Annotated in this window: 15 protein-coding genes; 1 reads left to right on the plus strand and 14 read right to left on the minus strand. The window is 67.9% G+C overall.

Annotated elements, in window-relative coordinates; all coding sequences use genetic code 11:
* Positions 1-12 precede the first annotated feature (12 nt).
* The 8 genes from MEBOL_RS01445 to MEBOL_RS01480 all read right to left on the minus strand — a co-directional run bounded on the left by MEBOL_RS01445 (position 13) and on the right by MEBOL_RS01480 (position 8,935).
* Positions 13-597 (minus strand): imm11 family protein, encoded by a 585-nt coding sequence (locus tag MEBOL_RS01445; protein ID WP_342747725.1) that lies wholly within the window; start codon positions 595-597, stop codon positions 13-15.
* Complete coding sequence (locus MEBOL_RS01450; RefSeq protein ID WP_095975737.1) at positions 590-1,882, minus strand: AHH domain-containing protein; 1,293 nt, start codon at positions 1,880-1,882, stop codon at positions 590-592. The genes MEBOL_RS01445 and MEBOL_RS01450 overlap by 8 nt, the downstream gene beginning before the upstream one ends.
* 43 nt (positions 1,883-1,925) lie before the next feature.
* Positions 1,926-2,174: a hypothetical protein gene (locus tag MEBOL_RS01455; protein ID WP_095975738.1), complete on the minus strand. Its 249-nt coding sequence runs from the start codon at positions 2,172-2,174 to the stop codon at positions 1,926-1,928.
* Positions 2,164-2,748, minus strand: coding sequence for an imm11 family protein (locus MEBOL_RS01460; protein ID WP_245919352.1), 585 nt, complete (start codon positions 2,746-2,748; stop codon positions 2,164-2,166). The genes MEBOL_RS01455 and MEBOL_RS01460 overlap by 11 nt, the downstream gene beginning before the upstream one ends.
* A complete protein-coding gene (locus MEBOL_RS01465; protein ID WP_095975739.1) occupies positions 2,741-4,033 on the minus strand; it encodes an AHH domain-containing protein in 1,293 nt (430 codons plus the stop codon). The genes MEBOL_RS01460 and MEBOL_RS01465 overlap by 8 nt, the downstream gene beginning before the upstream one ends.
* A gap of 54 nt (positions 4,034-4,087) precedes the next feature.
* Positions 4,088-6,094: a GspE/PulE/PilB domain-containing protein gene (locus MEBOL_RS01470; RefSeq protein ID WP_157774701.1), complete on the minus strand. Its 2,007-nt coding sequence runs from the start codon at positions 6,092-6,094 to the stop codon at positions 4,088-4,090.
* A gap of 102 nt (positions 6,095-6,196) precedes the next feature.
* Complete coding sequence (locus MEBOL_RS01475; protein ID WP_095982507.1) at positions 6,197-7,591, minus strand: undecaprenyl-phosphate glucose phosphotransferase; 1,395 nt, start codon at positions 7,589-7,591, stop codon at positions 6,197-6,199.
* A 222-nt stretch (positions 7,592-7,813) separates the two neighbouring features.
* A complete protein-coding gene (locus MEBOL_RS01480) occupies positions 7,814-8,935 on the minus strand; it encodes a glycosyltransferase (protein WP_095975741.1) in 1,122 nt (373 codons plus the stop codon).
* Between the two features lie 83 nt (positions 8,936-9,018).
* Here MEBOL_RS01480 and MEBOL_RS01485 point away from each other — a divergent pair, with 83 nt between their 5' ends.
* Positions 9,019-10,071 (plus strand): glycosyltransferase family 4 protein, encoded by a 1,053-nt coding sequence (locus MEBOL_RS01485; protein ID WP_095982508.1) that lies wholly within the window; start codon positions 9,019-9,021, stop codon positions 10,069-10,071.
* 16 nt (positions 10,072-10,087) lie between these two features.
* Here the strand turns inward: MEBOL_RS01485 and MEBOL_RS01490 are convergent, their stop codons facing one another.
* The 6 genes from MEBOL_RS01490 to purD form a co-directional block, all read right to left on the minus strand.
* Positions 10,088-11,173: a UvrB/UvrC motif-containing protein gene (locus MEBOL_RS01490; RefSeq protein ID WP_157774702.1), complete on the minus strand. Its 1,086-nt coding sequence runs from the start codon at positions 11,171-11,173 to the stop codon at positions 10,088-10,090.
* Positions 11,174-11,240: 67 nt separating this feature from the next.
* Positions 11,241-12,800: a hypothetical protein gene (locus MEBOL_RS42475; protein WP_245919353.1), complete on the minus strand. Its 1,560-nt coding sequence runs from the start codon at positions 12,798-12,800 to the stop codon at positions 11,241-11,243.
* Positions 12,801-12,860: 60 nt separating this feature from the next.
* Positions 12,861-14,696 (minus strand): serine/threonine-protein kinase, encoded by a 1,836-nt coding sequence (locus MEBOL_RS01505; protein ID WP_095975743.1) that lies wholly within the window; start codon positions 14,694-14,696, stop codon positions 12,861-12,863.
* A 79-nt stretch (positions 14,697-14,775) separates the two neighbouring features.
* Positions 14,776-15,876, minus strand: a complete 1,101-nt coding sequence (locus tag MEBOL_RS01510) for an LptF/LptG family permease (protein ID WP_095975744.1) — start codon at positions 15,874-15,876, stop codon at positions 14,776-14,778.
* Positions 15,873-16,985: an LptF/LptG family permease gene (locus MEBOL_RS01515; RefSeq protein ID WP_095975745.1), complete on the minus strand. Its 1,113-nt coding sequence runs from the start codon at positions 16,983-16,985 to the stop codon at positions 15,873-15,875. Before MEBOL_RS01515 ends, MEBOL_RS01510 begins: the two co-directional genes overlap by 4 nt.
* Positions 16,982-18,250 (minus strand): phosphoribosylamine--glycine ligase, encoded by a 1,269-nt coding sequence (gene purD, locus MEBOL_RS01520; protein ID WP_095975746.1) that lies wholly within the window; start codon positions 18,248-18,250, stop codon positions 16,982-16,984. Before purD ends, MEBOL_RS01515 begins: the two co-directional genes overlap by 4 nt.

Here is an 18,250-nt window from a genome sequence, read left to right on the forward strand (position 1 = left end):
CCCTTCTACGACTCAAACCTCTTCAAAATATCCACCCACGCTCCCCGCCTCTTCCAGGGCCATCTTGATCTCTCCGTCAACGATGAGCGCGGGGCGCCAGCCCCAAAGCTTGAACACACGCGCATCTTCAACCTTCGACTTGTCGATGCGGAGACCCGACACGACTTGATACTCGCCAACGCGCTCCGGTCGGCCTGTTTCCAAGGTGAAGCGCCGGGCTTCCTTACATGCCTTGTCGTCGATGCAGCGTATCTTCCGTGTGACGACGAGGAGATGGTATGGCTCGGGCTGTCCCTCGACCTCAATAGGGAAGAGTTGAACATCTTGGGGGGCCATTTCTCGAAACACGGCTGCGGCTCGCGTGCTGAAGATGGGGGTCATCCCCACCCCCGCAGTCGTGAAATCCAGAGGGTTGCCAGGGCGCAAGAGCGGAATGCGCAGTTGTCCAGGTGAAGCAATCCGCTCGCCACGGGTAAATGCCCAGACATCATCGACTTCCTGGCCGTCAGGCGTAGTTGGTTCCGACATATACCAGCGGCCTGGAACATAGGCGTCTATCTGTAATTCGAAAAAGCGACCCCTCATGATTTCAGGCATTCGGATTCCTCGTGACAAGTTTCCGCAACTCGGTTCCCGCAGTCGTCAACTCCCTTGCGATCTGTGCCAACGTTTCGATCAGCACGGCTCGGCACTCAGTCGCCCCCTTGCAGTCCTCCATCTTCTGCTCGATGCGTTTAAGGACTGCCTGATGGTATTCACGGGGGTGTGGCCCTTTGTGCCCTTTGATGCGCACCTGATTCGCGACATCGCTCAGCTTCATCTGAGCCCGATTGAAATAGGGCTCGAACAGTGGGGTCCAGGGGCCTCCTGATGCATCGGAAACCTCGTTCTTGTCGGTACAGATATGGTGGATGTCTCCGTCCGGGTCTCCCTGGATAACACCACCCGTCCCCATCGCGACCGTCGCCACGGCCGTGGGCGCAAGGGCGACATTCAACACCCCCGCCGCTGGAAGTGAGATCGACCTCACCTGTCCCGCCAGGACTCCTGACAGCTCGAATCCTCCCTCGACCCTCGCCCGCATGGCGGCCTGGGCGGCGCCGGGCAGCTTTGGCCCCTGTGCGGCCATGGCGCTCTTTCCACCAATGGCCGTCATCGCCACGAGTACCAGGATGCGTGCCCCATTGCCTCCGAGCACCTTTCCGAATCGGTGCCCGGATGCCTCCAGCTCCGCGAAGCCGCGAGCGTTCTTCGACTCCGCCATGAGCCGCAGGAATCCTTGCCCGAGGTTCCACACCGGTCCCACACCCAAGTATGCAATCAGCGACGCCGTCAGTCCCATCGCGATGAACTTCGTGATGGGCTCGGGTGCGACCAGCATCACGAGTGACGTCCCGATGATGGACACCACCATCGCGCGCAGTGCCTCGGGATTGGCGAGGTCCTTCACCACCTCCTCCACCCCTTCCCAGACCGTATCCAGTGCGAAGGAGAGCGCCATCATGCGCCGCTCCATCACTCCCAGGGTGAACTCACCCGCGAACAGGCTCGAGCACATGGCGGGGTTTCCTCGCCGCTGGCAGTGCCTCGCGGAGGCAGCACTGGCCTTCTGACCTCGGGCTCCGTCGACAATCCCCCTGGCCGAGGCGAGCAATGAGCGCGAGTCGAATGGCTCAGACGCCTCGTGCACAACCTTCAAATCCATGTCGAGGATGAGCTGGGCGACCGCGCTCTTGAACTCCTGCTCACCGATGGTGACGGGTGCGGACTCGCCAGGCCGGTAGATGATGGGCGCTCGCTGTCCGGTGTCCAGCGTCACGACCCGCGTCGTCGCGCATGCCGAGGTCAGCAACAGCAGCGCGGTGATTCTGAGAAGTCTCATGCCCACTTCCTTGCCAACCTCAGAGCGAAAACCCTTCTACGACTCAAACCTCTTCAAAATATCCACCCACGCTCCCCGCCTCTTCCAGGGCCAGCTTGATCTCTCCGTCCACAATGAGCGCAGGGCGCCAGCCCCAAAGCTTGAACACACGCGCATCTTCAACCTTCGACTTGTCGATGCGGAGACCCGAAACAACTTGATACTCGCCAACGCGTTCTGGCCGGCCTGTTTCCAAGGTAAAGCGCCTGGCCTCCTTAGGATATCTACCGCTCTCATCCAGCTCACACTTCATCAAAGTATCCGCCTACAATGCCAGTTCGTTCCAGTGCGGACTTGATCTTCTCGTCAACGATAAGCGCAGGATGCCAACCCCAGGCTTTAAAGACACGGGCATCTCCAACCTTGGACTTATCAATACGCAGACCCGAAACGACTTGGTATTCACCCACTCGCTCCGGTCTTCCGTCCTCCGGAGTGAAGTACCGAGCTTCCGTGCAGGCCGCGTCATCGATGCAGCGAACCGTCCGTGCCACGACAAGGAGTTGATAGGGCTCGGTCTGCCCCTCTACGTCAACGGGGAAGAGTTGAGTGTCGTGAGAGGCCATCTCCCGAAATACGGCCGCTGCTCGTTCACTCAATATTGGCGTCGAGCCCATTCCCGCTGTCGTAAAGTCCAGCGGTTTTCCAGGACGATGGAGTGGAACGCGTAGTCGAGCGGGCGCCTCTATGGGTTCGCCGCGGGTAAATACCCAGAGATCGTCCAGTTGCTGCCCGTTGGGCATCGTGGGCGCGGCCATGTACCATCGACCTGGAACATAGACATCTATTTTCAGATTGAAGTAACGCATGCTCGTGGCATCAGGCATCTGGATTCCTTGTGATTATTTTTCTCAACTTGGTCCCAGTAGTCGTCAACTCACGCGCGATTTTGGTCAACACATCGACCAGTGCTCGCCGACATTCAGCGGCGCTCCGACATCCAAGCGTGGCCTGTTCAATCCGACTATAGACCTCTTCGTGGTACTCGCGAGGGTGCGGTCCCTTGTGCCCCTTGATTCGCACCTGATTCGCGACGTCGCTGAGCTTCATCCCAGCTTGTTCGAAGAATGTCTCGAATAGGGGCGTCCAGGGTCCTCCCGAGGCATCGGAGACCTCGTTCTTGTCGGTGCAGATGTGGTGGATGTCTCCGTCCGGGTCTCCCTGGATGACGCCACCCGTCCCCATCGCGACCGCCGCTACGGCCGTGGGCGCCAGCGCGACGTTCAGCACTCCCGCCGAGGGCAGTGAGATCGACCTCACCTGCCCCGCCAGGACTCCTGACAGCTCGAATTCTCCCTCGACCCTCGCCCGCATGGCGGCCTGGGCGGCGCCGGGCAGCTTTGGCCCCTGTGTGGCCATGGCGCTCTTTCCACCAATGGCCGTCATCGCCACGAGCACCAGGACCCGCGCCCCATTGCCTCCGAGCACTTTTCCGAACCGGTGCCCGGATTCCTCCAGCTGCGCGAAGTCGCGAGCGTTTTTCGACTCCGCCATGAGCCGCAGGAATCCTTGCCCGAGGTTCCATACCGGCCCCACGCCCAGGTAGGCGATCAGCGAGGCCGTCAGGCCCATGGCGATGAACTTCGTGATGGGCTCGGGCGCGACCAGCATGACGAGCGACGTCCCGATGATGGACACCACCATCGCTCGAAGCGCCTCGGGATTGGCGAGGTCCTTCACCACGTCCTCCACCCCTTCCCAGACCGTATCCAGTGCGAAGGAGAGCGCCATCATGCGCCGCTCCATCGGTCCCAGGGTGAACTCACCCGCGAACAGACTCAGGCACGTGGAGGGATCGCTCTGCCGCTGGCAGTACCGTGAGGATGAAGCGGTCTCCTTCCGGCCTTGCACTCCGTCGACGATTCCCCCGGCCGAGGCGAGCAACGAGCGCGGGCCCACTTGAGCAGACTCGTCGAGCACGACTTTCAAATTCATGTCGAGCACGAGCCGCGCGACGGCGCTCTTGAACTCCCGTTCGTCGATCGTGATCGGCTCGGACTCGCCAGGCCGGTAGACAATCGTGTCCCGTTGCCCGGTATCCAGATTCACGACCCGCGTCGTCGCGCATGCCGACGCCAGCAGCAGCAACGCGGCGAGTCCGAAGACCCTCATTCCCACCTCCGTATCCAACGCCCCTACGTAACACGGGGCGTCGCGCGGAGTGGGTCAGACGGAGGTTCCCCGCAGCCGGCCGTAGGCCTCCGAGGCCGCCGCGAGCAACCGCTCCATCTCGTCGAGTTCCCCGGGTCCGAAGGGCGCGGGTCCTCCATCGATGACGAGGAACCCCACCGCGCGCTGGTTCACCCGGATGGGCGCCGCCATCAGGTTGGAATAGGTCTCCCCCAGGGCCGCGAAGAGCACCTCGTCCGTCTGGCTCAAGGGCTTGGACGAGACCACGGGTCTTCCATCCGACTCCGCCTGAGAGAGGATCGACGGCACCGCGAGATTCACCTGCAATGCCACCACATCGGGCTTGTCACTGCCCGGGCCGAACGCCTGCCCCACCCGCACCGAGCCAAAGGTCTCTCCCAGCAGGAAGCCCCGGGGGAAGCGGCCCTGCGCATACGACAGCAACGCCTGGCCCAGCTCTCCGCACGTCTTCGCCCGCTGCAAGGCCTCCACGGCCTCGGGGAGTTGCACCCACTGCACGCCTGGCGAACCGTCCTCGCTGAACTCGGTGGAGGGATCCCAGTCCGGGATGAAATCCACCACGGGCGCGGGTGCGACCAGCTCCGGCTCCTGCGAGGAGAAGTCCACCTCGATGCACCGGCTCGCCCATGACGACGAGCCCGAGTCCGACTCGATGTACTCAAGGTCCGACGACATCTTCAGCGCCTCGGGAGACGCCGAAGCACTCTCGGCGGGAAGCTCGAGCATCGCCCTCGGCCTTCGTCCCCGGCGGTCCTCCTTCGGCGCTGAATCCTCCGGAATATGGAAGGGAGGCGGCGTCCCCGCCGCGCGGACCAACGCGGAGGGGACCTCTTCCTCGGGCTCGGGCTCCCATGCATCGGAGATGGGCTCGGCCGTGCGCAGGATGTCCGCCAACGCGTCCTCGAAGGGAATGTCCCGCTCCGCGCTCTCCGTCAGCGCCTCGATCGGCGTGTCATCGGCCAACCGCTCCACCCCTGGCGTCTTGACCGGCTCGGGCTCCGGCTCGGCCAGGACCTGGGCCACGGGAATGAGGGCCTCGGGGGGCGCGGGAGGTGGCGTCGGCGATGGAGGCGCCACCTCCTGGACTTCCTGGACGGGAGGCGTGCTCGGAGGAGGAGGCGGCGGCACGGCGACGGGCTCCCGTGGGGGCTGCACCACCGTCAAGGGCGTTGGCATGGAACGCACGCTGGAGACCAACGGCGCCCCCCCCACGAGCCGGTTCCTGGCGGCCCGGGGAGAGGCGCCCGCGGGGGTTCTCGGCATGAGGCCCGGAGGACGGCCCGGAGCCGCGGCGCCAAAAGAGAAGGCCGGAGCGGTGCCCGCCGCCAGGGCCACGGTGGGCGCGGGCCGGGGCGCCGCCGCGACGAGGACATTTCCCGTGGGAGGCGCCGAGACCGAACGCGGCGCCACCGCGAGGGGAATGGCCACCGGAGCGGGCGGGGGCTTCGCCGGAGCGGGCCGCGCCACGGCGGCGGGCGGAACCGCCTGGACGGCCGGCGCGGGCCGAGGCGAAGGACTCAAGGCCACGCCCGGTGAATTCCCCTGCCCCGCTCCGGGCCGGGGCTGTCCGGAACGCGCGGGCCTCACGGGCCGGGGCAAGCCGTAGTGCTTCTCCAGCACTTGCAGCAGGCGCGGCTCCGGGATGATGGAGGGGACCACGCGCATGCCCGTGGCGAACGCGAGCGAGTCCACGTGCCGGGGATCCTGCGGCTCGGCCAGGGCCATGCGCAGGCGGCGGCCCTCGAGCGCCAACGGGAAGGCGAGGTGCTGGCGTGCGAGCTCGGGTTTGAGCAGGGCCACGGTCTCGGCGGGAACGGCTTCCAGCTCCGCCTCGGTCACGAGGGGGAAGTAGTAGGTATCCGACAGCGCCTGTCCCAGCGTGGCCAGATCGAGCATTCCCAGCTCGACCAGGTTGGTGCCCAGACTGCCGCCGTAGATGAGGCGTGACTTGAGGGCCTCATCCAGCTGCGCCTGGGTGAGGAGTCCCTTTCGGACAAGATGCGCTCCGAGCTGATCGACCATACAGCGGGGATAGTAGGGCGCCCCGCCGCCAGTGGCCGTACCCGGAAGCCCCGAGAAGTCCGACACAAGCCAGAACTTCGCGGGGCTGTTGGTCACTCCACGCTAATAGGCATTCTTGGACAGGAAACCGCCCAGCGCCGTGCGCACGAGGATCTTCAGGTCCATGAGCAGCGACCAGTTCTCGATGTAGTACAGGTCGTACTCAATCCGCTTCTGGATGGACGTCTGTCCCCGCAGGCCGTTGATCTGCGCCCAGCCGGTGATGCCAGCCTTCACCTTGTGGCGCAGGTGATAGCGGGGAATCTGACGTTTGAACTCCTCGATGAACACGGGGCGCTCGGGCCGGGGACCCACGAGGCTCATGTCGCCCGTCAGCACGTTGAAGAACTGGGGCAATTCGTCGAGCGAGTACTTGCGCAGGAACGTGCCGATGGGCGTGCGCCGCGGATCGTCCTTGCTGGCCATGAGCGCGCCGGAGGACTCGGCGTCCGTGCGCATGGTGCGGAACTTGAGGATGTGGAACGTCTGGCCATCCATGCCCATGCGCTCCTGGGCATAGAGCAGGGGCCCCCGGCTGGTGAGCTTCACCGCGATCGCCACGAGCAGCATGAAAGGCGCGCTCACGAAGAGCGCCACCAGCGCGAAGAGGATGTCGAAGACGCGCTTGGCCACCATGTTCCAGCCCGCCATGGGGTCGCCCTGGAGGCTGATGATGGGCAGGCCGCCGAACTCCTCCAGCCCTCCGTACAGGGTGACGTACTGGTAGAGGTCCGGCACCACCTTCACGTCCACCGTGCGCAGCGCCAGCTGCTCCATGAGCGGCTTGACGGCGGCCTGGTCCTCGAGCGGCACCGCGATGATGACCTGATCCACCGAGCGCGCATCCAGCACGGTGTCCACGTCCTTCACGTGGCCCACCACCGGCACGCCCAGCACCTGCTGGCCCACCTTGTCCGGGTGCAGGGACAGCAGGCCCACCACGCGAAAGCCCAGTTCCTTGTGGCCCTCCACCGTCTCGATGACGCGCTGGCCCAGCTCCCCCGCGCCGATGACGAGGATGGACTTGAGGTTGTAGCCCCGCCGGCGCACCGCGCTGAGCACCCCGCGCAGCACCAGCCGCGCCGAGGACACGCCCACGAACGCGTAGACGGAGAAGAAGGCCAGCATCAGGCGCGAGTAGCGCTCGCGCGTGAAGTACGTGAGCGCCACCACGATGAGCGTGGCCATGATGGTGGCCTTGAAGACCTCGAAGACCTCGCCGATGTGCGTGCGCGCCCGGTTGGTGGCGTACAGCCGCGCCTGCCGGTAGGTGATGGGGAAGACGAGCAGCACCGTCGCCAGCGACAGCAGCGTCTCCTCCCAGGCGGGCATTCCGTACATCACCGGAATGGGGCCATCGAAGCGCGTGACGTACGCGAGCACGAACGCGCCCGTCAGCATCACCACATCGGCCGCGATCTTGATGGACGTGTAGAAGCGCTGGAACCGGCTGAACACGCGGAACTCCTTGCCCTGGACCTGCACACCGCCTGCCCGCCACCTGCAAGCGGCGCACCCCGCGTCAGGAGCCGTCCGTTACCGGACACCCCTCGTGGCGGGTGGGCTCGTAGCATGGAAAGCGCCCGGAATCCAAGGGGTTGCCCCTGCCCCCTCCCCCGTTGGGGCCCCTACTTCCGGCCCCCTCCGCCCCGGGGATGTGTGACGTCCGTGACACCCTTGTCAGGGTGCGGCGTGCCTCCCCATGAGCGCGTCCACCTCGGCCATCACCGCCCGCTGGAAGGCGGCCCGGCTGAAGCGCTCGGCCTGCGCCCGGGCGTCGGCGGGCTGGAAGCCCGGCTCCCAGGCCTCGAAGCGGCGCACGGCGTCCGCCAGGGCCTCGGGCGTCTGCGCGTCGAAGAAGACGCCCGTACGGGGACCGACCGTCTCCAGGGCGCCCCCCCGCCCGTAGGCGATGACGGGCCGGCCCGAGGCCTGCGCCTCCAGGGGAACGATGCCGAAGTCCTCCTCGGGGGTGAAGATGAGGGCCCGCGCGTCGCGGTAGAGCCCCGTGAGCGCCTCGTCCGACACGGAGCCGAGGAAGCGGATGTGCGGGGGCAAGGGCCCCGAGGTGAGCTTCGCGGCCTCCTGGCCGGTGCCCACCACCCACAGGGGCGCGTCCAGGTGGCGGAAGGCCTCCAGCGCGATGTCCAACCGCTTGTAGGGAGCGAAGGCGCCCAGCCACAGGTAGTAGCCGCCCTGCCCGAGCCCCGTGAGCGGGTGCTGGCAGAAGCGCTCCAGGGCCACGGGCGGATACACCACGGTGGCGTCCCGACCCCAGAAGCGCTTCACCTTCCGCGCGATGTGCTGGCTGTTGACGAGCACGCGGTCCACACCCGCGGTGCTCTCACGGTCCCACTTCTGGAGCATGGGGCGCACCGCGTGTGCCGCCATCCGCACGGGCAGCGAGGCCCGGCCCGGTCCGAAGTAGTCGTCGAACAGATCCCACATGTAGCGCATGGGCGCGTGCACGTAGGAGAGGTGCCTGGCCCCTGGCGGCTTGCGGATGCCCTTGGCCACGCAATGGCTGGAGGAGATGACCAGGTCGTAGTCGTCCGCCAGGTGCATGGACTCGATGACCTGGGGAAGCACCGGGAGGAAGTGCCGGTAGAGCTTGTGGATGCGGGGCACATGCTGGAGCACGGACGTGTGGATGGGCCGGGCTTCGATGCGCGGGTGCACGGCGCCAGGGCGGTGCACGAGGGTGTGGATGTCCGCCCGCGGGAAGAGCTCGCACAGTGCCTCGAGCACGTGCTCCCCTCCGCGCTGGGTGACGAGCCAATCATGGACGAGGGCGACCTTCACGGGCGCGCCTTGTATCACCCCCAGCCCTCCTCGTGGGTGTGGTAGTGCCTGACTCCGTGGCGAACGTCCTCATCGACCTGCGCATGGTCCGTGGCCGGCTGCACGGCATCGCGCGATACGCGCTGGAGCTGGCCTGCCGGCTGCCCGAGCTGGCGCCAGACCTGCGCTTCGCCGGGCTCACCGGCCCCGAGGGGCTGCCCACGAATCTGGGCACGCTCACTCCCCGGCTGCCCCTGCACCGCTGCCCGGTGGGCTTCCTGTCCCCACTCGAGCAGCCCGCGCTCGCCGCGTCGCTGGTGCGGCTGGACCCGGACCTGTTCCACGCGACGTCCTTTTCCGTCCCCGCGCTGTGGCCCGGCCGCCTGGTGGCCACGCTCCATGACGCCAACCACCTGGTGCTCGCCGAGGAGTACGGCACGAGCCGCCGCGTCTACTACCGGCTCATCGTGGGCCCTCGGGCGAAGAGGGCCCAGGCCCTCATCACCGTCTCGGAGTTCTCCCGGGACGAGCTGGCGCGAGAGCTGGGCCTGTCGCCTTACCGGCTCCAGGTCATCCCCAACGGAGTGGACGCGCGCTACCAGCCCCAGATGGCCTCCGAGCTGAAGGCCTTCCGCGAGCGCCACCAGCTGCCGCCGCGCTTCCTGCTCGCGGTGGGCAACACCAAGCCCTTCAAGAACCTGGGGATGCTGGCGGACGTGGCGGAGGAGCTGCCTGAGCCCCTGGTGTTGCTCGCGGGCGAGCGCGCGGCGTGGGAGCTGGGCTTTCCCGACGGCACGCGCGAGCTGTCCAACATGCCCGAGGAAGACATGCCCCGCCTGTACGGAGCGGCGACGGCCCTGCTCCTGCCGTCGCGCTACGAGGGCTTTGGACTGCCCGCGCTGGAGGCCATGGCGTGTGGCACGCCGGTGGTGGCCGCGCGCGCCACGTCCCTGCCCGAGGTGGTGGGCGAGGCCGCGTTGCTGCTCCCTCCCGACGATGCCTCCGCCTGGAAGGACGCGGCGCAGCGGCTGGTGCGGGACGACGCCCTGCGCCGGAGCCTCGGGGAGAAGGGCCGCGAGCGCGCCGGACTCTTCACCTGGGACGACTGCGCCCGGCGCACGCTGGCCACCTACCGCCGGGCACTGGAGGCCCGCTGAGCCCTCCGGGTGTTGCTCACGACGCGGCCAGGACCTCCGGCTCCGCGCGGGCCACGGGCACGGTGCGCTCCAGCTCCTCGGGGTGCAGCCGGAACCACTTGGCGACGAGCAGCACTTCCTGCGCCTCGTGGGCGCGCAGGCCCACCATCTTCGGCTCCGGCTTCTCGAAAACCTCGCGCACCTTCGCCTCCAGGACGTGCCGCTCCTCGGGCGACACCGGCGCGGCGGACTCCCAGCGCACGCTGCCCCGGCGGATGATGTAGACGCGATCCTCCCCCGCCTCGCCCGGCACGGTGTAGACGAAGGACAAGCGCTCCACGAACTGGCCCACCTGGAGCAACGCGTCCCGCACGCGCTCCAGCGACTCCGAGCGGTCGCGCAGCTCGGCGGCATGCTCGAACTGGAGCCGCCGGGCCGCCAGCGCCATGCGCTCGCGCAGCAGCACGAGCGGCTGATCCGTCAACCCATTGAGGAAGTCGCGCGCCAGGGCGACACGGGCCTCGTACTCGGTGCGCGTGCACCCGCCCGCGCAGGGGGACAGGCACCGGCCCAGTTGCCCACGCATGCACCGGGGATCCTCCTGGACGCGGAACAGCTCGATCTGATCCGCCAGCCGCATGGGCGTGTCCGAGGAGCAGTCGCGCAGCTCCAGCAAGTCACCCACCGCCCGGACCGCCTCGGAGGCGCGGCGCCGGCCTCGCACGGGCCCGAAGTACTCGGCCCCATCGTTGATGACCTGGCTCGCCACCAACAGCCGGGGCACGGGCTCGCGCGTGAGCTTGAGGAAGCACAGCAGGTTGTCCCGCTTGTGCTCCACGTTGAAAGGCGGCCGCCAGCGCTTGATGGAACGGAACTCCTGCAACAGGGCGGCGAACTCGCTCGGGGTGTACTCCCACTCCACCCCGTGCGCATGGCCGATGATCTCCGCCCCCTTCTCGCCGCGAGGCGCCCGGAAGTACGACAGCAGCCGCGTGCGCACCCGCACGGACTTGCCCACGTAGAGCACCTCTCCCGAGGGCCCGCTCATGCGGTACACCCCGGGACGGTTCTCGGCGCGAGCCCGGACGTGCTCGCGCAATTGTTCGACTCGCGATGCGCTCATGTCTGGAGAGCGCACCCTACAGGCAACCCGCGTCACTCCTGGACAGGCGGAGAGGCGGGCCCCTGACTCACTGGTCGTCGCACGGCGTGCCCAGACGGGCCCCCGTGTACACCCCGAGCTCGTTGTAGATGAGCGGCAGGTTCTCCTCGATGGGCACCGCGCGCAGCTCGATCTTCTTCTTCTTCTCGATCCACGACGAGGGCGCCTCCCGGTCCACCAGCAGCCGCAGGTCGCCCTTCTTCGTGGAGAAGATCTCTCCCTTCGAGTCGGAGACCACGTCCTTCATCTGCTGCTGCTTGAGGTTGCCCTTGGGACCGATGGAGACGCGGTAGCTGCGATCCTCCGGGAGGAAGCCCTTCTCCACCAGGTAGTAGCGGCCCGACTGGTCGCGCAACAGCGCGTAGGGCACGTACTTCTGCGGGTTGGGCTCGAAGGTGGCCTCGGCCACCATCTTCTCCGCCTGCTCGGCGTCCACCCGCGAGAACGGAATGGAGCGATCGCCACAGCGCACCGCGCAGGTGTTCTTCTCCTCGTCCAGCTCCACCTCCGAGTACAGGCCCATGTCGAGCCCCCGGAACGAGTGGTTCATGCTCTTGTTGTAGAAGCGCGGCTCGAGGAAGTGGTAGCCGGAGATGACCCAGGGCGGCTCGGCGACCTTGACGAAGCGCTTGCCATCGCCGTAGTCGAGCTGCACGCTCTGCTTCTCATCGGGGCGGATCACCACGTAGTGCCCCTGGCCGTCCGTGCACACGCGGATCTTCTCCAGACGCATGCGCTCGGCGAGCTTCTCGCCGTTGCCGCGCGTGGACTCCAGGTTCTCCTTGAAGTACTTCGTGGCGAACTCCTCCTGGTTGGAAGCCTCCGTGGAGGTCGTCCACGTCAGGCCGCTCGCGGTCCGCTCCACCGCCAGCGCCCCGCCGAAGCGGCACACCACTTCCTTCGCCTGCGCCTGGACGACCTTCTTCGCCTCGGCCGACTCGCCGCACAGCCTGCGGAGCGAATCGAGAGGGGTCTCACAGAACGAGGAGATGCTGTACTGCTTGATCTGCTCGTCGGAGATGCTCTTCCAGTCCACCTTGGCCACCGTCTGGGAGCCACAAGCCGCGTTCAGGCTCTTCACGGACGAGGCCAGGGACGTCTCGACCTGGGCCTCCTCGCCCTTGCGATCGAAGGCCATCCACTTCGTGATCGATCCCTCCGACTTCTGCTTCTGGTGGAGCGCGTACACGTCCTGGGGCTTGAGCGCCTTGCTGCGCGTGTCATCGAAGGAAACGAGCGTGCTGTCCCGGCGGCCCGGGATGTGGAGGTAATACCTGCGGCGATCCCCACCGGCGGACACGCTCAGGTAGACGGTGGCGTAGCGGCGGCCGTGCCACTGGGTGACGTAGCGCGTGTCCTGGCCGGACTTCTCGATGTCATGGGGAAGGACCTTGCCGTCGAGCTCCGAGTCCGTGCCCTGGACGAGGAGGATGGCCTTCTTGCTGTCCTCGGGAGTGAGCGGAATGATCGCCACCTGCTCGCCATCGGAGCCCGAGTACACCTTGCCTTCTCCCACGGGGGCGGCGGCCAGGGAGGAGCCCGCCTTCAACACCGCGATCACGGCACACGTCGCCAGAATGCCTCTCACATCTGTCTCCTGTTGGTTGGGCGCCAGGGCTCCGAAGTGGGCTGGCGCGGATGGGCACGACTAGAATTCGATTCCTTGTTTCTTGCAGTATCGCTTCACCTGCACACGCACTCGGGACGCCATCGACTCCTGGCCCTCTCGCCACTTGGCTTGGGCCTGCCCCAATTCGCCACTGAGACAGCTTGCCCGCACCTGCACAGAGTAAGCCTCGGCGGTGACACGTACCTGCTGACTCTGGCGGGCGAGGTCGAACGCCTCTCGGCCTCGTCCAGCCGTCAGTGCGGCCTCGGCCTCGTCCAACAACGCGCGCGCCTTCTCGGGCATATCCGCCGTCTTCGCCGGGGGCTTCGCTTGCGTACGGGATGTTACCTGTGCACGGGGCTTGTCCTTCACGGGGGCGACCGCCACCTGAGGAGCGGGCTCGGAGACGAGGTCTGGGTCCGATTCAGGAACTGGCGCGAAGACCGGGGCGGGAGGCGCAACGGGCTTTTCGGCCTGAACAGGAGCGCTCGGCTCGGGATGGGCCGCCACCGAGGGAGGGCTGGGCGGGACCGCGGGTGGATCCTCGGAGCGGGCCCCCATCCAGCCCCTCGCCGCCACGAGTCCGAGGATCAGCAGGCCCACGCCCGCGAGAGCCCCCCTGCGCCTTGATGACAGGACGGCGGGTGCACTGGGAGAGGCGCCGGTGGCGATGATCTCGGGAGCGGGAAGGACCGCGGGAGGAGGCGCCGGAATGTGCGTCGCACCCAGGCCCAACTCCTCCTCCGTGACGGCGTCCGGCATCGCGGCGGGAGGAGGCGTCGCGAAGCGCGCGGTCGACGCGGGGATGTGCGTCGCGCCCAGCCCGAGGTCGTCCTCACGCTCCGTGGCGGGAGGCGGCGTCGCGAAACGCGCGGTCGACGAGGGCACATGCGTCGACCCCAACCCATCGTCCTCGAAGCGGCCCGTTCCCGCGGCCTCCGCCGCGTTGCGGGCCGCGAGCGACGCGGGCATCACCATGCCCGGAAGTGAGCGGAGGGGCGTGCCCGTCAACGCGGCGATGAAGGCCGCGACATCCGGAAAACGATCATCGGGCGTCTTGGACAGGGCCCGATTCACGGCCGCGATGACGGACTCGGGCGCCTCCAGGCAGAGGCTCGCCAGGGGCTCGGGCTGCGTGTGGATGATGCGGAACATCACCTGCACGACGCTCAAGCCCGGCTCGGCCGCGAACGGAGGGCGGCCCGTCAACATCTCGTAGACGATGCAGCCGAGCGCGAAGAGATCCGTCCGGGCGCTGATCTCGCTGTTCTTCCCCAGGGCCTGCTCGGGCGCCATGTACTGCGGCGTGCCCATGAGCACCGAGTCCTGGGTCTGGAGCGTCTTCGAATCGAGCATCTTGGAGATGCCGAAATCCAGCAGCTTCACCTGCTCGCCCACCGTGCCTCCGGAGTCGGTGGGCACGAGGAAGACGTTGGCCGGTTTGAGATCCCGGTGGACGATCCCCGCGCGGTGCGCCGCCTGGAGTCCAGAGCCCATCTGCCTCACGAGGCCCATCGCCTCGGAGAGCGGCAGCGGACCGCGCTCCAGGCGCTGTTCGAGGCTTTCTCCGCGCAGGTACTCCATCACCAGGAAGGGCGTGCCGTCCTGGAGCGTGTCGAAGTCGAGCACCTCGACGATGTTCGGATGGCCGAGCTGGGAGGCGATCTCCGCTTCCCGCTGGAAGCGCGCGTACAGCTCCGGGTTGAGGCTCGCGCTGTGGAGGAGGACCTTGACGGCCACCTGCTTGCCCCGGAGCCGGCGGTGGCGCGCGAGGAACACAGCGCCCATGCCTCCCTTGCCGAGCAAGGACGTGATTTCGTACGTGTCCCGCAGGACCGAGCCCACGCGAATGTCAGTGGAAACCGGTTGAGTCATGGAGGAAGGAAGGGCACTCCCCTGGGCCCGGGAGGAAGACTTAGCCCGCTTCGACCCGCCTCCGCCAGACGCGGCGCGTTCAACCCCCGCCGCGGCCCAGGCGGCCCTCGCCGCGCAGCCACAGCAGGAAGGCCCCCACCACCAGCAGCGACGTGGGCAGCCATGCCGCCACCGCGGGGGACAGCCGCTCGGAGAGCGCCAGGGTTCGGGCCACCACCATCAGGCTCCACATCGTCACGCAGACGAGAAGGCCCTCGACGATGGCCACGGTCAAGTGACCCTTGCGGCTCGGGCGCAGGGCGAGCCCCACCGCCAGCAGCGCCGCGGGAAAGCCCGCCAGCGGATAGGCGAAGCGGTTGTGCAGCGCGAGCGAGAACTGCCGGCTGTCCAGGCCCACCTCGCCGCGCGTACGGATCTGCTCGCGCAGCACCGCCAGCCGCATCTGCTCGGGGCGGCCGGGACGGATGCGGAACGTCTTCGCGTTCGCGCCCAGGTCGTACTCGCCCTCGGCGCTCTCACTCACCCGCGACTGGCCATCCGGCGTGAAGGTGCGGTCCACCACGCCCTCCAACCGCCAACGGGTGCCCTCCAGCGGACGCATGAACTTCGCGTCCAGGCGCCGCGCCAGCCGGAAGTCCGGCGTCACGGTGAGGATGGCCACGTTCTCGAAGCCCTCCTCCGCGCTGCCTCCGCGCAGGTAGAAGATCTGGTCTCCCTTGCGGAACCACTGCTTGGGGTTGTTGTACAGGCCCCAGTCGCCCCAGCGGTTGAAGCGCTGGGTGGTGATCTCCTCCACGGTGCGGCTCGCCTTCACCGCCACCCACTCGTCGAAGGCGATGAGTCCGGTGCACGCGACCGCCACGCAGGCCGCCACGGGCAGGTAGAGCGCCTTGGGCCCGAAGGCGAGCGCCCGCATCGCCGTCACCTCGCCGCGCTTGCGCAGGGCGGACACAGAGGCTCCCGCGGCCAGGAGCAGCGCCGCCGGCCCGAGTTGCTGCACGGCGAGCAGCGCCTTGTTGGCGTAGAGGACCAGGACGTTCCACACCCAGCCCTCGCCGGTGTAGTTGCGCGCGCGGTCCACGAAGTCCACCACGAGGAACACCGCGACGAGGGCGGCGAGGATGCCCACCGCGAAGCCCAGGTACGTGCGGACCACGTAGCGAAAGAGCGTCCCGCTCACCGCACCGTCCCCGAGCGATTGACGCGGTACATGGCCACGAGGCCCGCCGCGCAGAAGATGACGTTGGCGAGCTGCCCGGCCAGGAGCACCGGCATCCGGCCCTGTTGCCCCATCTGCTCGAAGAGACGCATGAGCAGGTAGAAGAGCACATAGCCCCCCAGCGTGAGCAGGTAGCCCCACGCGCGTCCGCCCTGGCGGCGGCCGATGGCCAGCGGCGTGCCCAGCAGCGCGAAGGACAAGGGGGCGAGCGCGTTGCCCAGACGGTTGTGCAGCGCCATGAGGAAGGAGCGCGGATCTCCACCGGTGCGCTCGGCCTCGTCCGCGGCCTGTAGCAATTCCCGAGGCGTCAGTTCCTCCTTGGGCGAGCGGAAGCGATTGCGCCGCCCCAGCGAGCCCTCCACGCCCACGGCGATCTCCGCCTCCTGGAAGGAGACGACGGAATAACTCGAGGTGCCCCGGTTGGAGCGGTGGGCCTCGCCATCCTCGAGCACCAGCGTGAGCACCTGCCCGGAGGTGTTGGTGTTCACCCGGCCGGTCTGCGCGAGCATCAACAGGGGCGCGGCGGGATCCCGGTCGTCATTGAGCAGGACATGGGTCCAGCGGCGGTCCGTGCCCTCCACGCGCTCGGCGTAGAGGGTGAGGTTGGACAGGTCCTCGTAGAAGACGCCCGGCTTCACGTCTCCCACGACGTTCTTCTTGATGATCTCCGCCACGAACTCCTTCACGCGGGTGAGGCCCCAGGGCTCGGCGGTGGAGGTGAGCAGCACCATCAACGCGGAGAGCACCACCCCGACGAACAGCGGTCCGGCGAGCAACTGCACCGGGCCGATGCCGAGCGCCTGCAGAGCGGTGAGCTCCCGATCCTCCGCGAGCCGGCCCAACCCCAGGAGGATGGCCAGCAGGAAAGCGATGGGCAGCGCCATCATCAGGAAGTGGGGCGCGAGGAAGAGGAGGAGGCTCCCCATGTCGACCAGCGTCACCGCCGAGCCGAGCAGCACGTCCGTGCCGCGCAGGAACTGCATGACGAAGAGCAGCAGGAACAGGAAGGCCACCCACACCACGAGGGGGACGACCAGTTCCTTCAGCAGGTAGCGCGAGAGCAGTTTCACGGCGTCACGGCGGGCGCCCGCAACCCCTTGGCGCCGATGTCGCGGCGGAAGTGCATGCCCTCGAAGCGGATGGACTCCACGGCGGCGTACGCCTGGGCTCGGGCCTCGGCCAGGTCCGCGCCCCGCGCGCACACGGTGAGCACCCGGCCGCCCGCCGTGAGCCACGCCCCGTCCCGCTCCGCCACTCCCGCGACGAACACCGGACAGGAGGAGGGCACCGCGTCGACGCCCTCGATGCGCGCGCCCTTGCGCGGCGCCTCCGGGTAGCCCTGGGCCGCGAGCACCACGCCCACCGAGGCACCGGGGTGCACCGCGAGCGGGCGCTGCTCCAACTGGCCTCGCGCGCACGCGTCCAGCAGCGGCAGGACGTCCTCGGCCAGTTGCATCATCAGCACCTGCGTCTCCGGATCGCCGAAGCGCGCGTTGAACTCGAGCACCTTGGGCCCATTCCGGGTCAGCATCAGTCCCGCGTACAGGGCGCCCCGGAAGGGCGTGCCCCGTGCCCGCAGCACCTTCAGGGTCGGCGCGATGACCGACTCCCCCACCTCCGCGAGTTGCGCGGGCGACAGGAAAGGGGCTGGCGCATACGCGCCCATGCCACCGGTGTTGGGGCCCGTGTCTCCCTCCCCCACCCGCTTGTGATCCTGCGCGGGCGGCAGGAGCACGTAGCGCTCGCCGTCACACAGGGCGATGACGGACACCTCCTCGCCCTCCAGCAACTCCTCGAGCACCAGGCGCTGACCCGCGCTGCCCATGGCGCCCACCGAGCGAACCGCCTCACGCGCGGCCTCGGCGTCGTGCGCCACGATGACGCCCTTGCCCGCGGCGAGCCCGTCCGCCTTGACGACGATGCGGCCCTGCGCCACCGCATATGCCTCGGCCTCGGCCAGGTCGGTGAAGACGCGGTAGCCCGCGGTGGGCACCCCCGCGTCGATCATGATCTCCTTGGCGAAGGCCTTGGAGCCCTCGATGCGCGCGGCGGCGGCCACCGGCCCGAAGCACGGGATGCCCGCCTCGGCGAGCGCGTCCGCCACGCCCGCGACCAGCGGCGCCTCGGGGCCCACCACCACCAGATCCACCGCCTCGCGCCGGGCGAGCGCCACCACGGCGCCGGGCGACTCCGCCTCCAACGCCACGGGGGTACCCACGCGCGCACTGCCCACGTTGCCCGGCCCCAGCAGGAGCTGGGTGAGCCGGGGGCTCTGGGCCAGCTTCCACGCGAGCGCGTGCTCGCGAGCGCCGGAGCCGAGGAGAAGAACCTTCAC

Origin of the sequence: Melittangium boletus DSM 14713 (assembly GCF_002305855.1) — a bacterium.
Taxonomy (GTDB): Bacteria; Myxococcota; Myxococcia; order Myxococcales; family Myxococcaceae; genus Cystobacter; species Cystobacter boletus.

What these genes read in the sequence shown, in the direction of transcription:
- MEBOL_RS01445 (WP_342747725.1), bottom strand. Translation starts at nt 597, where the DNA reads ATGCCTGAAATCATGAGGGGTCGCTTTTTCGAATTACAGATAGACGCC.
- MEBOL_RS01450 (WP_095975737.1), bottom strand. Translation starts at nt 1,882, where the DNA reads ATGAGACTTCTCAGAATCACCGCGCTGCTGTTGCTGACCTCGGCATGC.
- MEBOL_RS01455 (WP_095975738.1), bottom strand. Translation starts at nt 2,174, where the DNA reads ATGAAGTGTGAGCTGGATGAGAGCGGTAGATATCCTAAGGAGGCCAGG.
- MEBOL_RS01460 (WP_245919352.1), bottom strand. Translation starts at nt 2,748, where the DNA reads ATGCCTGATGCCACGAGCATGCGTTACTTCAATCTGAAAATAGATGTC.
- MEBOL_RS01465 (WP_095975739.1), bottom strand. Translation starts at nt 4,033, where the DNA reads ATGAGGGTCTTCGGACTCGCCGCGTTGCTGCTGCTGGCGTCGGCATGC.
- MEBOL_RS01470 (WP_157774701.1), bottom strand. Translation starts at nt 6,094, where the DNA reads ATGGTCGATCAGCTCGGAGCGCATCTTGTCCGAAAGGGACTCCTCACC.
- MEBOL_RS01485 (WP_095982508.1), top strand. Translation starts at nt 9,019, where the DNA reads ATGGTCCGTGGCCGGCTGCACGGCATCGCGCGATACGCGCTGGAGCTG.
- MEBOL_RS01490 (WP_157774702.1), bottom strand. Translation starts at nt 11,173, where the DNA reads ATGAGCGCATCGCGAGTCGAACAATTGCGCGAGCACGTCCGGGCTCGC.
- MEBOL_RS01505 (WP_095975743.1), bottom strand. Translation starts at nt 14,696, where the DNA reads ATGACTCAACCGGTTTCCACTGACATTCGCGTGGGCTCGGTCCTGCGG.